The following is a 14035-nucleotide window of genomic DNA, read 5'->3' as shown; positions in this document are numbered from 1 at the left end:
TTTCATCGTAGGTTCTGTACGGCCGTACAGGGCGGTGTTACAGGCGCATTCCGAGCTTTTAACCTTAATAGGGCGGTCACCGATGTCTGGCTTACTGGGACGACTGGGAAGTTGGTGCGCGCGGCACGGCAGGATCGTGCTGGCGCTCTGGGTGACGACAGCGGTGCTGCTGACCGCGGGCTCGATCTTGTTCCCCGGTCCGGTGAACAACAACGTGACCATACCCGGCACGGATGCCCAACGAGCCCACGACCTGATGCGCGACGGCTTCGGCCCCGGCTACGACGTGGGCGGCACGGTCCAGATCGTGCTCTACTCCAAAGACGGCCCCCTCACCTCCCAGCGCCGGGTGCGCGCGGTGCACCGGGCGATGAACGAGATCCACAAGGTCCCGCACGTCGCGGAGGTGCAGACCCCCTACCGGATCGGCGGCCTGGCGCCGAACCTGGAGATCGGCCTCATCACGGTCAAGCTCAAGGGTCACGACAGCAACAAGCTGGCCGAGATCACCAAGCAGCTGTCCGAGGCGGCCGCACCGGTGCGCGCGCTGGGTCTGGAGGCGGTGCCCTCCGACACCTCCACCCCGGCGAACAAGGAGATCAAGACCGGGACCAGCGAGATCATCGGCGTGGTGTGCGCGCTGCTGGTGCTGCTGCTCGCGTTCGGCACGCTGGTCGCCGCCATGGTCCCGATCTTCACGGCACTGGTCAGCATCGCGACCGGCCTGGGTGTGATCAGCCTGCTCGGCCATGTCGTCGACGTGCCCAAGCAGGCCTCGATCATGGCGACGATGATCGGCCTTGGCGTCGGCATCGACTACGCGCTCTTCCTGCTCAGCAGGCACCGTAAGCTGCTGGCCGACGGCGTGCCCGTCTACGAGTCGGTGCGCCGGGTGGGCGCCAGCTCGGGCGGCGCGGTGGTGTTCGCCGGCGGCACGGTGATCATCGCGCTCAGCGCGCTGATGCTCGGCGGCTTCCCGCTGCTGCAGACGCTTGGCTGGATCACCGGCATCTCGGTCGTCTGCGCGGTGCTCACCTCGATCACCCTGGTCCCCGCGCTGCTCGGCCTGCTCGGTCACCGGATCAACGCGCTGCGCCTGCCCTTCATGGGCCGTCGCAGGAACGGGGACGGCCCCTCCGGCTGGGCGGCTCTGGGCACCTGGGTCGCCAAGCGTCCCTGGCGCGTGCTCGCGCTCAGCGTCGCGGTTCTCGCCGCGCTGGCCGCGCCCGCCATCGGGCTCAAGCTCGGCCCGCTCGACGACGGCTACGGCGACAAGGGCACCGCCGCCCGCCGCTCCTACGAGCTCATGCAGGCCGGATTCGGTCCGGGCATCAACGGGCCGCTGGTCGTGGTCGCCTCCCTCGACGAGAAGGTCGTCGACCGCGAACCGGAGCCCGCCGTACTGGCGTCCCTCAAGGACAAGGTGGCCGCGGTCGACGGCGTGGCCCACGTCGGCGACCCCGTGCTCAACACCGCCGGCACCGCCGCGCTGGTCCAGGCCGTCACCGAATACGCCCCCAGCGATCCGCAGGCGCTCGACGTGGTGAAGGACGTGCGCGCGATTCACGTCGAGGGGGCGCAGATCCACGTGGGCGGCGAGGTGGCCGCCATGTCCGACGCGAGTGCCAGGGTCGCCGACCGCACCCCGGTGGTCGTCGGCGTCGTGGTGCTGCTCAGCGCGTTGCTGCTGCTTCTGGCCTTCCGGTCGCCGGTGGTCGCGATCAAGGCCGCGCTGATGAACCTGGTCTCGCTCGGCGCCGCGTTCGGCGCGCTCGCGCTGGTCTTCTCCCTCGGCCTGGGCAGCGGCCTGGTCGGCATGGACCCGCCGGTCGGCATGGACGACTCCTACCTGGCCACGCTGTTCTTCTCGGTGCCGATCGACAGCTACATCCCGCTGATGCTGTTCGCGGTGCTGTTCGGCCTGTCGATGGACTACGAGGTCTTCCTGCTCACCGCCGTACGGCAGGCATACCTCAAGCACGGTGACAACCGCAGGGCGGTGTCCGAAGGCCTGGGCTCGACCGGGCGGGTCATCACCTCCGCGGCTCTGATCATGGTCGCCGTCTTCGTCGCCTTCATCGCCTACCCCGACCCCGTGGTGAAGATCTTCGGTGTCGGCCTGGCCGTGGCCATCGCGGTGGACGCCACCGTCATCCGCGGCCTCCTGGTCCCGGCGACCATGGCCCTGCTGGGCAGGCTCAACTGGTGGTGCCCCAGATGGCTGGACCGGGTGCTGCCGAACCTCTCCGTCGAGGGCCACGACGAGGAGTCCCCCGCCGAGGAGCCCCGCAAGGAACTCGTCGGCGCCGGCCACGGCTGAAACGAGGACGGGCGTCCCCCGCGACATGTCCCCGGGCCCGCGGTCGTACCGCGGGCCCGCGGCATGACCGCGGGTCTGTGGTCCGGCCGTCGGCATGTGGCTCGCTCCTCAACCGTGGTGTGACCGCCGGTGATCGGTCCGGCCGTCAATCGAAGACGATCACACTGCGAGCGACCGCGCCCTCACGGACGTGGCGGATCGCCTCGTTGACGTCCTCCAGGGGAACGCGCTCGCTGACCAGGCGGTCCAGATCCAGGCGGCCGCGTAGGTACTGCTCGGCGAGCATGGGCAGGTCCCGGACGGGGGCGGCGTCGCCGCCCTGGGTGCCCATCAGCCGCCGGGAGGCGAACAGCAGGCCGGGTTCGATAGTGAGCGGCTGGCCCTGCGGCGGGCTGCCGACCATCACGGTCGTTCCCCCGGGCTGGGTGGCGGCGAAGGCGTTGCCGAGCACGCTCGGCACGCCGGTGACGTCGAAGGCGTAGTCCACGCCTCCCCGGACGATCTCGCCCACCTGCGCGGGCAGGTCGGCGGAGAGGATCGTGTGGGTGGCGCCGAACTCCTCGGCCAGCTTCAGCTTCGGCTCGGCCACGTCGGCGGCGATGATGGTCGTGGCTCCGGCCAGCGCGGCGCCCTGGATCACGTTCAGCCCCACGCCGCCGCAACCGACCACCAGCACGCTGGAGCCGGGCGTCACCCTTGCCACGTTCAGCACCGCGCCGACCCCGGTGATGACCCCGCAGGCCAGAAGGCACATGGTGTCGAACGGCGCGTCCTTTGCGATTTTCACGCACATCGGCTCGTTGACCACGGCGTACTCGGCGAACGAGCCGATGCCGATCATCGTTCTGGCGTCGACGCCGTCCACCTTGGTCCGAGTGGTGCCGTCGCGCATCGTGCCCATGATCGCGGCGGTCCGGGAGGGGCCGCTGCACAGGTGGAACCGGCCGCCGCCGCAGTTGCGGCAGCGCCCGCAGGCGCCGTTCATCGCGATGATCACGTGGTCGCCCGGCCGGACGCCGGTCACGCCCGTGCCGACGCTCTCCACGATCCCCGCGCTCTCGTGGCCGAGAATGAAGGGCAGTTGCCGTACGACGGGGCTCTTGCCGTCGAGTGCCTTGATGTCCGAGCCGCACACCCCGGATGCCTTGATCTTGACGCGGACCTCGCCCGGCCCGGGGTCGGCGATCTCGACCTCCCGGACCTCCAGTGGCGCGCTGAACTCGGTGAGTACGGCCGCACGCGTCAACATCGGTCTGCTCCCGTCGCCGAAGACTCCATGCGCTCCGCACGCTAACCCGGGATCACGATCATAAGCAAGCAGTTGCTTGGTATGCAATGGCGGGCGATGCCCGCGCGGCGTCCGTGCGGCGTCCGTGCGACGCCGGGGCGGCGCTTGGGCGGCGCTTGGGCGGCGCTTGGCGGCGCTCCATTGACACTCTCGAAGTGCCAAAACTACGCTGACCAAACCAAGCGAGCGCTAGGCCAAATCAAGGTTCGGCGCGAGCCGTAAGTCACGGTGAGGGGTGACCCATGAGACGGCAGGCAGTGCGACTCATCGGACTGGTGGCCGCGGCGGCGCTCGCCGCCGGATGTGCGGCCGAGCAGAAGGCCACCGGCGGTGGCTCCGGTGCGGTGGCCGGGGTGACCGACACCACGATCAGGGTCGGCGGCATCCTCACCAAGACCAGTGCGAGCGGCTATTCGACCAAGGACGCCGAGATCGGGGCCAGAGCCCGCTTCCAGCGGGCGAACGAGGCAGGCGGCGTGCACGGCCGGAAGATCGAGTTCGTCGGGGCCGAGGACGACAACCAGGACGCCGCCAAGGGCGACGCGGCGGCCAAGAAGCTGGTCCAGAAGGACAGGGTCTTCGCGCTGGTGCCGGTGCACGCGCCGAACTTCGGTGGCGCGACCTTCCTGGAGCAGCAGGGCGTGCCATGGTTCGGCTGGGCGACGGGTCCGCAGTGGTGCGGCACGAAGACCGGGTTCGGCTACAACGGCTGCCTGGCCCCCCAACCGGGCGCGGGCTCGCAGACCTGGTGGGGCAACCAGATGGCCGAGCTGATCGGCGGGTCGGCGGGCAAGTCCGTCTACATCCAGACGACCGACTCCAGCGGCAGCAAATATGGCGGCAAGACCATCTCCCAGTCTTTCCAGGCCGCCGGCTTCAAGCTGGCAGGCTTCAACTCGGGGCTGCCCGCCGCCGCCCCGCCGCCGGACTGGCTGCCCTACGTCAACAAGATCATGACCTCGAACGGGGGCAAGGCTCCGGACCTGGTGGTCTCGATCATCGCCGGGACCAAGTTCAACACCGGCCTGTACAGCGCGCTGAAGAAGGCCGGCTACAAGGGCCTGCTGTCGGACGCGACCAGCTACGACGCGGCCATCCTCAAGGACCCGGCCACCGCGCAGGCGCTCGAAGGCGTGATCGCGGCCCCGATGTTCGAGCCCTTCGAGTCCGACGCCCCGCAGATCGCCCAGCTCAAGGCGGACGTGGAGAAGACCGCCCCGGGCACCGCGCTGACCCAGCACGTGGCCATCGGCTACTGGGCCGCCGACATCTTTCTCAAGGTCCTGGAGCAGACGGGCAAGGACCTGACCCGGGAGAAGTTCCTGGCCGCCGCCAACGGCTCGTTCACCTACGAGAATCCCGGGTTCGGCAGGATCCAGTATCCCAAGAACCACACCGAGCCCAACGGCTGCGGCGCCCTGGTCAGGCTGGAGGGCGGCGCCTTCAAGGTCGCCAAGAACATGAAGTGCTTCGACAACGTGCCGCTGAAATAGCGGTCCGGACTTGCCGCTCGCGAGTCTGGCGGGTCACGCGGGCGGCGGGGCATGGGTGGCCGGGGTGCCCGACGGGCATCCCGGCGCCCAGGTCGGCCCTTACCGCGCGGAAGGCGGGGACGCCGGCCCTCACCGAAGGCGGAGACCGGCCCTGCCGGGGAAGACGCCGGCCCTCACCGAAGGCGGAGACCGGTCCCGGCGGGTCCCGGCGGGGGAGACACCGGCCCTCGCCAGGAAAAGCAGAAATCAGGCGCGAAATCTCGGGGTGAAGGCCCATATGTCGGAGCTTGTCGGTTATATCGTCAGCGGCCTCGTCACCGGTGCCGTCTTCGCGGTCATGGCCTCGGGACTGACCCTGTCCTACTCGGCGACGGGCGTGTTCAACTTCGCGCACGGCGCCGTCGGCTTCCTGTCCGCGCTGGTCTTCTTCGAGCTCGACATCGGGCTCGGGCTACCCGCCTGGCTGGCCGGACTGGCCGCGGTGGCGCTGTTCTCCCCACTGCTCGGATACGTGCTGCACAGGGCCATGTTCCGGGGCCTGGCGCAGGCGGGGGAGACCGCGCAGATCGTCGGGACCATCGGCCTGACCATCGCGCTGCCCGCGCTCGGACTGTGGATCGTGGACCTGATCGCCGACCCGCTGGGGCTGCCGCGCGCCGACGTCACCGCGATGCCGCACGGCCTCGGCCCCTATCCGGCGGTCGGTTTCTCCCTCGGCGGCATCCATCTCGACTCCGACCAGCTCATCACCTTCGCCTTCGCGCTCCTGGCCGCCGCCGGGCTGTGGGCCTTCATGCGGCACACGCCGTACGGCCTGCGGATGCGCGCGTCGGTGGACCGCCGCAGGCTGGCCACCCTGCGCGGGATCGACGCCGACGCCTCTTCCGCCATGGCGTGGATGCTCGGCTCGGCGCTCGCCGGGCTCGCCGGGGTGCTGGCGGTCTCGACCCTGGGCCTGGACTCCACGGCGTTCACCGTGATGCTGTTCGTCTCGGCGACGGCCGCGGTGTTCGGCAGGCTGCGGTCGATCCCGTGGACGTTCGCGGCGGGTCTCGGGCTCGGCGTGGTGCAGAACCTGGTCGCCGGATACGCCGACTTCGCCGAGGACGTCACCGGGCTGCGCACGGCGGTGCCGGTGATCCTGCTGTTCGTGGGGCTGGTCCTGCTGAACCGGTCCAGGGACCGGGTCGCCGGATCCGCCGCCGAGGACGCGCCGCCGCCCGACTATCTGGGCGACCTGCCGCCGTGGAGGCGCCGCCTGCCCTGGGCGCTCGGCCTGGCGATCCTGCTCGCCTGGACCCTCACCAGGCCCGCCGACGACTTCTACGTGAGCGTGGTGGCTCAGGGGCTGGTGCTCGCGTTGATCTTCTGTTCGTTCGTGGTCGTCACCGGCATCGGCGGCATGGTCAACCTGGCACAGGCGTCCTTCGCCTCGATGGCCGCCCTCACCTGCGGCTGGGCGTTCTCCTCTGGATGGCCGTTCCCGGTGGCGGTCCTGCTCGGTGTCCTGGGGGCGACCGCGGTGGGCATGCTCGTCGCGCTGCCCGCGCTGCGGCTGGGCGGGCGGATCCTGACCCTGGCCACACTGGCTCTGGCACTCCTCGCCGACCAGGTGCTGTTCCAGATCGACGGGTTCAGCAACGGCACGATCGGCTGGCCGCTGCCCGCGATCGGCCTGGGCCTCACCGACACCACCGATCCCCGGGTCCGGGTCGTGCTGCTGCTGGTCCTGATCGCGCTGGTCGGCCTGCTGGTGCGGAACCTGGAACGCTCGGCCTCCGGCCGGGCCATCCTGGCCGTCCGCTCCGCTCCCGCCGCCGCGACCACCTCGGGCATCTCGGCCCCCCGCACCAAGATCATGCTGTTCGCGCTGGCCTCCGGAATCGCCGGGCTGGGCGGCGTGCTGTTCGCCACCTCCAAGGGCTCGATCACCGCCACCGATCTGCCGGCCTTCGCCGGTTTCGTCTGGCTCGCCGCAGTGGTCTTGCAGGGTGTCCGGCGAATCGGCGGTGCCGTGCTCGGCGGGCTGATCGCCGCGATCTTTCCCGAGCTGCTGGCCGGGTGGCACGTCTCCGCCCACGTCGGCGCGATCCTGTTCGGCGCGGGCGGCATGATTCTGGCCAAGCACCCCGACGGAGTGCTCGCCCAGATGGCCGAGAGCCGCTACCGCCGCCGCAGGCGCAGGCTGCGACGCGAGCACGCGGCCGCCGTCCAGCACGAGGCGAAGGGCGTCGAGCCCCCGGTGGCCGGAGGCGGCCCTCGCCCGGAGGAGACCGGGACCGCGCCGGATCTTCGCCCGGAGAAGACCGGGATCATGCCGGACCTTCGCTCCGGGAAGGCCGGAAGCGTGCTGGATCCTCGGTCTGGAGGGGGCGGGGCCGTGCCGGATCTTCGTTCGGGGGAGACCGGGACCCTGGAGGATCCTCGCCCGCGGGCGGCCCGCGCCGTACCGGACGCCCTGTTCCGGCTGGAGAACGTGGTCGCCGGGTACGGCGACGTCACGGTGCTGCGAGGTGTGGACCTGGCCGTACGGCCAGGCGAGGTGGTGGCACTGCTCGGGGCGAACGGTGCGGGCAAGTCCACGACCTGCGCGGTCGCCGCCGGGGACCTGCTGGTGACGGCCGGGCGGGTGCTCCTGGACGGGGTGGACGTCACCTCCTGGCCCGCACATCGTCGTGCCAGGGAGGGCGTGCTGCTCGCCCCGGAGGGACGCGGGGTGTTCCCAGGCCTGACCGTGGACGAGAACCTGCGGACCTGGCTCGCCGACCCCGGTCCCGTCTACGAACGGCTGCCCCAGCTCGCCCGGCGCGCCGGCATAGCGGCCGGGGCGCTGTCGGGCGGCGAGCAGCAACTGCTCACCCTCGCTCCCGCGCTGATAAGGCCACCCCGGGTGCTGATCGCCGACGAGCCGTCGCTCGGCCTGGCGCCGCTCGTCGTGGAGCAGGTCTTCGACGTCTTCGCCGAACTCCGGGAGCGCGGCGTCGCACTGCTCCTGGTGGAGGAGAAGGCCACCTCGGCCCTGGAACTCGCCGACACGGTCGCCTTCATGCGCCTGGGCCAGGTCGTCTGGACCGGCCCTCGGGCAGAGGTGGACCAAGCCAGGCTCACCGTCGCCTACCTGGGGGTCTCCTGATGAGTACGGCGTTGGCCGTCGAGGCCGTGTCGGTGTCCTTCGGCGGCGTCCACGCGCTCGCCGACGTCTCGTTCGAGGTGCCGCGGGGGCAGGTCTGCGCGGTGATCGGGCCCAACGGCGCGGGCAAGACCACGCTGTTCGACGTGATCTCCGGGCTTCGCCGGCCGACCTCGGGTTCCGTCTCGGTCGCGGGCCGCGACGTCACGGGCGTCGCGGCGGTACGGCGGGCACGCGACGGGCTGCGCCGTACCTTCCAGCGGACCCAGGTGTTCGGCCGGCTGACCGTGGCGGACAACGTGCTGGCCGCGATCGAGTGGCGGGGTGGGGGCGGAGGCCTCCTGGCCGACCTGACCGGCTGGCGAGCGCGCCGGAACCTGGAGCTGGAACGAAGGCAACGCGTGGACGAGGTGCTGGAGTTGTGCGGGCTGACCGAGCTGCGCGACGCCTACGCGGCGGCGCTGCCCGTCGGCGGACGCCGCCTCGTCGAGCTGGCCCGGGCCCTCGCCGACGATCCTTCGCTGCTCCTGCTCGACGAGCCCACCTCGGGCCTCGACGCCGACCAGACCGCCCGGCTCGGGGAGATCGTCAGGGCGCTGGACACGACGATCCTGCTCGTCGAACACGACATGGGCTTCGTGATGGACGTCTGCGACCGGATGGTCGTCCTCGACCTCGGCAAGGTCATCGCCGTGGGCACTCCCGCCGAGATCCGCGACGACCCCGTCGTCCGCGCCGCCTATCTCGGCTGAGCGTGAGGACGGGGCGGATTCTCCACCGGCCCAGGAAGGGAACTTCACAAAGACGCCGCATCGGAGGCTTGTCACCCCAGCCTGCCGGGGCGCCGTTCCTGCGGATATAACCAGCAAATTGACGGTGTTTCATGGCGAGTCGCTGTAAGGCATCCTGCCATGAGCCGATGTAGCATTTTCGCAGTTCAGGGCATACATCATCCCCCTAAAAGCCGGAATTTTCCTTTTCGGCTAAATCGGACAACCCACATTCATTGGGGGATTTCCATGCGACGTCTCTTGTGTCTAACCACCGCCGGACTCTTCCTTCTCGGAGGCACGGCTGCCGCGGCCACCGATCCTCTGCCCAGTGGGGCCGATCTGGCTACGTTCAGACCGGTTCCGCCCCGGCCGATGCCGTTGCCGCACCCCAACCCGCCGCGACCCTACCCGGGCCCGCCGTGGGGTCATGGCCACTATCACTACTATCACCACAACTACCCCCTCTCGTCGTGGTTCTACTCGGTTTATCCGTCTTCGCAGTGGGTCTACCCGGGTCCGATCGCGCAGTCCACGGGCAAGCAGCTCGTGCTGACCGTCACGAGGGCAGGGGGTGCACTGTCCGCGCAGCAGAGTGTCCAGCTCACCTGTGACCCGGCGTACGGCACGCACCCCCGCGCGACCGAGGCCTGCGCCGAGCTGGCCCTGGCGCAGGGTGACCCCGCCCTGATCAGGCCTCTGTCGGGGGTGGCGTGCACTCAGCAGTACGACCCCGTCACGGCGACCGCGACCGGTCTCTGGAACGGTCGGGCCATCCGGTTCGAGCGGACCTTCGGCAACGCCTGCCTGATGAGCAACGCGACCGGCTCGGTCTTCGCCTTCTAGGGTGTGGCCCGCAGATCTCTGGGCTATTTGCCCTGTTTGATCCCGCCTGGTTGACGCCCCAGGGAGTCCGCTGAGCCGGCGGGAGAAGAAGATCGAACGGTCTTGTGATGCCCGTCGGTCCGCCGGTGACCAGTGATCTGATCGCCGGCGGGCCGACGGTGTCGTGTGTCCTGGATCGGGCAGGCCGTTCCCGTCTTCGGGGCCTCAGCCGTGCCGGATCGCGTTCGCGAGGACGGCGACCAGGATCAGCGTCCCCAGGCTGACCACGATTATGTTTCGGACCGCCGCCCATGCCGCCGACTTCGCGCCCGGGACCTTCGCCGCCGCCTCCGCCACCGTCTGTATCGCCTTGCCCCACCCCAGCCAGGCGTCCACCGCCCGCTGGAAACGCCGCCCGACGGCGAACAGGACTGTCGCGATCACGATGACGATCAGAACCCGGCCGTCCGAGCTGTCCACGGGCACGCTCCTACCTAGGGGGAAGCAGGATTTCGTGACCAAGAGTAATTCAGTGATTACAAAATGACCAGAGGATTTCTTCTCGTCCCCTCCTCCGTGAACAGCCGCGCCTCGTGCCGCCGTCGATCCCGTCCGGCCCGCCGGGGGGATGAGCTTCAGGTGAACAGCTGTCCGGCGTTGACGTCGAGGGTGGCGCCGGTGATGGCCTTGGCCTGGTCGGAGGCGAGGAAGATGATCGCCCGGGCGACGTCCTCCTCGGTGGCGATCCGGCGCAGGGCCATCGCGCTCACGTCGCGAGCCACGATGTCCTCGTAGGTGACGCCCTCGGCATCGGCCCGGGTGCGCATCCAGTCGTCGAGGGCCTCGCCGGCGATCCAGCCGGGCGCCACGCAGTTGACCCGCACGCCGTACGGGCCGAGCTCGTCGGCCAGGCAGTGCGAGAGCAGGTGCGCGCCCGCCTTGCCGACGGCGAAGTCGCTGCGGCCCGCGTAGCCCCTCCTGGACGACATCGAGGTCACGTTCACGATCGCGCCCGAGCCCTGCGCGACCATGTGCGGGGCGAAGAAGCGGCAGGCGAGGAGCGTGCCGTACGAACCGATGTCGACGGCCTCGCGCCAGGCGGCCAGGTCGCCGGCGGACATGTCGAGCACGTTCTTCCGATGGGTTCCCGGGAAGGCCGCGTTGACCAGCACGTCCACCCGGCCGAACCGGCCGGTGACCGTGGCGGCCAAGGCCTCCACCTCCTCGGTCCTGGTCACGTCGGCCGGGATCGCGAGGGCGCCGGGGACCTCGGCGGCGATCTTCTCGACGGTGGCGGCGGTCCTGGCCGCGACCACGACGGTGGCGCCCTCGCCGGACATCAGACGGGTCAGCGTACGGCCCAGGCCCGGACCCGCACCTGTGATGACGACGATCTTCTGATGCAGCACGAGGCAACGATACCAAGCGATCGCTAGCTTGTTATGCTCCCAGTCGCTTCCAAGTCCTCCTCAAGTCGGCTGAACCATGCTCACCCCCGGGAAGCGAGTTTTGGGGAGAGCAAGCAGATGTGGGGAAGACTCAGCGCCGTGGCCGGGCTCGTCCTGGCCGGTGTGCTGGCGCTGCCTGGCACCGCCATGGCGAAGCCGAAAGACCTTGACGTTCCGGTGGGAACATGGCTGGCGGCCAGGACGCATCCGGCCGTCCAGCTGACCTCGGTGTCCTACACGGCCGACGTGGCCGTGCCGACCCCGGTGGCGAACCTGGAGGCGATCAAGGGCCTGACCCAGCAAGGGGTCGCCGCCGTCCAGTCGGGCAAGATCTCCGCCGACGAGAACAGCATCTACCGGTGGGTCGTCCAGCAGATGGCCAAGGATCCGGGACGCTACTTCTCTCCCAGCGCGCCGGAGCGCGTCGTGGAGGCGACCGCGGGCGGACTGTGCACGGGCTGGTGGGTCACGCCGGACGGCTACATGGTGACCGCGGCCCACTGCGTCGGCCAGGAAGAGGACGAGCTGGCGCAGACCTTCGCGACCCAGGCGCTTGAGAAGATCAACGAGAAGGACGCCACCGACCTGGTGGCCGAACTCGGTGACATCGCCTCCGACACGGAGATCCTCCGGACTGCCGCCAAGATCTTCCAGGTCTGGAACGCGGACAACCTCAAGATCCGCAACGTCAAGAGCTCGCTCTCGCTGCTGCAGAGCCTGCCGGGCGGCGGCGTGGACAAGACCGCCAAGGCGGTGCCCATCGAACTGGTCGCCAAGGGCACGGTCTACCCGGGCAAGGACGTCGCGATCCTCAAGGCCAACGGCCAGAACAACCTGCCGACCGTGCCGCTGGGCCAGGACTCCGACGTGCGCGTGGGAGACACGCTCTACATCAGCGGCTTCCCCGGCACGGTGACGCAGACCTCGATCTTCAACATCGAGTCCAAGCTCGACCCGGCCTTCACCGAGGGGCCCTACAACGCCAGCCGCCAGACACCCGAGGGCGTGCCGTACATCCAGACCCAGGCCCCGTCCTACCCCGGGAACTCGGGCGGCCCGGTGTTCAGCAAGGACGGCAACGTCATCGGCATCCTGGTCGGAGGCCTGATCCAGCAGGACGGCGGTTCCACCGAGGGCGAGAGCTTCGTGCTTCCGGTCAGCATCGTCAGGGAGAAGCTGAACGAGAAGAACATCAAACCGGCCGAATCGGCGACGACGAAGAACTACAACGAGGCGCTCGACCTGTTCTTCGCGAACCACTACTCCGACGCGCTGCCCAAGTTCCGTGAGGTCCAGGCGCTACAGCCGAACCACCCGTACGTCGCCAAGTACATCACCGACTCCCAGCAGGCCATCACCGCGGGCAAGGACGAGAGCTCCTCGCCGATCCTGCCGTGGATCCTGTGGGGCGGCGGCGGACTGATCGCCCTGTTCGTGGTCGGCACGCTGGTCGCGGTGTTCAGGGGCAAGCGCCGTTCGGCGGCCCCGGCGCACTCCTTCCCGCCGGTGCCGTACGGCTCGCAGCCCGGTCACCTGCCGTCGGGGCAGGGACGGTACGGCTCGCAGCCCGCCCACCTGCCGCCGGGGCAGTACGGCCAGCCCGCCGCCCAGCACGGTCAGCACGCCCAGCCGTACGGCGTGCCCCAGCAGCACGCGCCGCACCAGCACCACCAGCAGCGGCCGCCCTATCCGCTCCCGGCCGCCCCCGAGGACACCCGGGCGGTCCGCCCGCAGCCGCCGTACGGCACGCCGCCACAGCACAAGCCCGGCCCCGGGGCCAACACGCGCATCGCTGGTCTTGAGGCGGAGCTGGAGGAACTGCGCCGCAACATGAGGCAGCGCCCGGCCGAGTAACGCTGAAAGTCGGCACGCAGGCAAGGTCGTAGACCGAGTCAACGCCCGCCGCCCCCAGGTACACGTCGGCTGAGGTCTCTTGAAGAAGAAGCTCTGCGAGGTCGAGGTGGGGCGGGATGGAAGGGAGCCTGGCACTGACCCTTCACGAGTCACAACCGGCAAGCCGAGGCACGAGGCCGCCTTACGGCGGTGAAAACCACGACCGGCAATACCTTAGAGAAGCAGACCAGGTGCTGCTGTAGTGCTGGATCACCTGTCGAAGTGGATGGCTTGAAGGAGATCCGCGGAGGCTCGGCTCAGCACGGTGACACCGGAGGCCGGAGGAAGGACCCCGGTGCGGGCGTGGGTGACGAGCATGCGCCAGCGGCGGCAATGGCGGGCGAAGGTGGCGTCGGCTACGACCCTGCCGCGGGCGTGCTGGCCCGCCCGGGCGGTTTGAGGATCCACGTCGAGCATGATGATGTGGAACCCGCCGCTCGAGCGGCGGGCGAGCCAGGCGAAGCCGTACAGCATGTGAGGCCAGGCCCCCCGGTTGTGGGCGACGACGGAGTGGCCGCGGGCCACCGCCCGGGCGATGCGCCATACGTGGGTGGCGTGCACGATCGGGGTGCGGATCTGCTTCGGCGCCGAGGCGAGACGGTGAGCCCATCGGTTGCGGGACTGCCGTGAGTCGATCACCTGTACCGAGCCGATCGTCACGGGCTCGGTCTCGTCACCCCGCAGCCGATACAGCCGGTCAAGAAGGGTGCTCTTGCCCGCGCCGGGCAGCCCGGTGAGTATCACCAGCGACCCGGCCGGATAGTGGAGAGTCTCGACGGACACCGGGGCGGCCAAGCGGCACCTCACAGAACAGTGCGGAAGCGGACGGGCCAGGATAATCGGAATTAAACAATTCCGGGAGCAGATG

General features: G+C 69.7%; 10 protein-coding genes. 6 read left to right on the top strand and 4 right to left on the bottom strand.

All coding sequences use genetic code 11. The features are described from left to right. Window positions 1–82: 82 nt before the first annotated feature. Window positions 83–2320 carry an MMPL family transporter gene (locus tag ACFY2X_RS10840; protein ID WP_389935636.1) on the top strand — a complete coding sequence of 746 codons (2238 nt, stop codon included), beginning with the start codon at window positions 83–85 and terminating at the stop codon, window positions 2318–2320. A 145-nt stretch (window positions 2321–2465) separates the two neighbouring features. Here ACFY2X_RS10840 and ACFY2X_RS10835 read toward each other — a convergent pair whose 3' ends face one another. After that, complete coding sequence (locus ACFY2X_RS10835; protein WP_389935633.1) at window positions 2466–3569, bottom strand: alcohol dehydrogenase catalytic domain-containing protein; 1104 nt, start codon at window positions 3567–3569, stop codon at window positions 2466–2468. 281 nt (window positions 3570–3850) lie between these two features. Here ACFY2X_RS10835 and ACFY2X_RS10830 point away from each other — a divergent pair, with 281 nt between their 5' ends. From ACFY2X_RS10830 to ACFY2X_RS10815, 4 genes are all read left to right on the top strand, one after another. Further along, complete coding sequence (locus ACFY2X_RS10830; RefSeq protein ID WP_389935630.1) at window positions 3851–5101, top strand: ABC transporter substrate-binding protein; 1251 nt, start codon at window positions 3851–3853, stop codon at window positions 5099–5101. A gap of 277 nt (window positions 5102–5378) precedes the next feature. Then, complete coding sequence (locus ACFY2X_RS10825) at window positions 5379–8234, top strand: ATP-binding cassette domain-containing protein (RefSeq protein WP_389935627.1); 2856 nt, start codon at window positions 5379–5381, stop codon at window positions 8232–8234. After that, complete coding sequence (locus ACFY2X_RS10820; protein WP_389935624.1) at window positions 8234–8983, top strand: ABC transporter ATP-binding protein; 750 nt, start codon at window positions 8234–8236, stop codon at window positions 8981–8983. Before ACFY2X_RS10825 ends, ACFY2X_RS10820 begins: the two co-directional genes overlap by 1 nt. 393 nt (window positions 8984–9376) lie before the next feature. Next, window positions 9377–9847, top strand: coding sequence for an SSI family serine proteinase inhibitor (locus tag ACFY2X_RS10815; RefSeq protein WP_389935621.1), 471 nt, complete (start codon window positions 9377–9379; stop codon window positions 9845–9847). Between the two features lie 204 nt (window positions 9848–10051). Here the strand turns inward: ACFY2X_RS10815 and ACFY2X_RS10810 are convergent, their stop codons facing one another. Together ACFY2X_RS10810 and ACFY2X_RS10805 are read right to left on the bottom strand one after the other, a co-directional pair. Continuing rightward, complete coding sequence (locus ACFY2X_RS10810) at window positions 10052–10306, bottom strand: hypothetical protein (RefSeq protein ID WP_389935618.1); 255 nt, start codon at window positions 10304–10306, stop codon at window positions 10052–10054. Window positions 10307–10461: 155 nt separating this feature from the next. Then, entirely contained in the window at window positions 10462–11235 is a 774-nt protein-coding gene (locus ACFY2X_RS10805; protein ID WP_389935615.1) for an SDR family oxidoreductase, read from the bottom strand. Window positions 11236–11352: 117 nt separating this feature from the next. Between ACFY2X_RS10805 and ACFY2X_RS10800 the strand changes: the two genes are divergently transcribed. Continuing rightward, a complete protein-coding gene (locus ACFY2X_RS10800; RefSeq protein WP_389935612.1) occupies window positions 11353–13128 on the top strand; it encodes a trypsin-like peptidase domain-containing protein in 1776 nt (591 codons plus the stop codon). 249 nt (window positions 13129–13377) lie between these two features. Here the strand turns inward: ACFY2X_RS10800 and ACFY2X_RS10795 are convergent, their stop codons facing one another. Continuing rightward, on the bottom strand, window positions 13378–13962 hold the full coding sequence (locus tag ACFY2X_RS10795) for an AAA family ATPase (protein ID WP_389935609.1): 585 nt from the start codon (window positions 13960–13962) through the stop codon (window positions 13378–13380). Window positions 13963–14035 lie beyond the last annotated feature (73 nt).

Source organism: Streptosporangium sp. NPDC000396, from assembly GCF_042898655.1.
Taxonomy (GTDB): Bacteria; Actinomycetota; Actinomycetes; order Streptosporangiales; family Streptosporangiaceae; genus Streptosporangium.
Note: the sequence above shows the minus strand (reverse complement) of the source record. Positions and strands in the feature narration are given on the sequence as shown.

Excerpts from the sequence above, each read along its gene's own strand:
- ACFY2X_RS10815 (WP_389935621.1), top strand. The coding sequence starts at position 9,377 with ATGCCGTTGCCGCACCCCAACCCGCCGCGACCCTACCCGGGCCCGCCG.
- ACFY2X_RS10840 (WP_389935636.1), top strand. The coding sequence starts at position 83 with ATGTCTGGCTTACTGGGACGACTGGGAAGTTGGTGCGCGCGGCACGGC.
- ACFY2X_RS10830 (WP_389935630.1), top strand. The coding sequence starts at position 3,851 with ATGAGACGGCAGGCAGTGCGACTCATCGGACTGGTGGCCGCGGCGGCG.
- ACFY2X_RS10820 (WP_389935624.1), top strand. The coding sequence starts at position 8,234 with ATGAGTACGGCGTTGGCCGTCGAGGCCGTGTCGGTGTCCTTCGGCGGC.
- ACFY2X_RS10800 (WP_389935612.1), top strand. The coding sequence starts at position 11,353 with ATGTGGGGAAGACTCAGCGCCGTGGCCGGGCTCGTCCTGGCCGGTGTG.
- ACFY2X_RS10825 (WP_389935627.1), top strand. The coding sequence starts at position 5,379 with ATGTCGGAGCTTGTCGGTTATATCGTCAGCGGCCTCGTCACCGGTGCC.
- ACFY2X_RS10835 (WP_389935633.1), bottom strand. The coding sequence starts at position 3,569 with ATGTTGACGCGTGCGGCCGTACTCACCGAGTTCAGCGCGCCACTGGAG.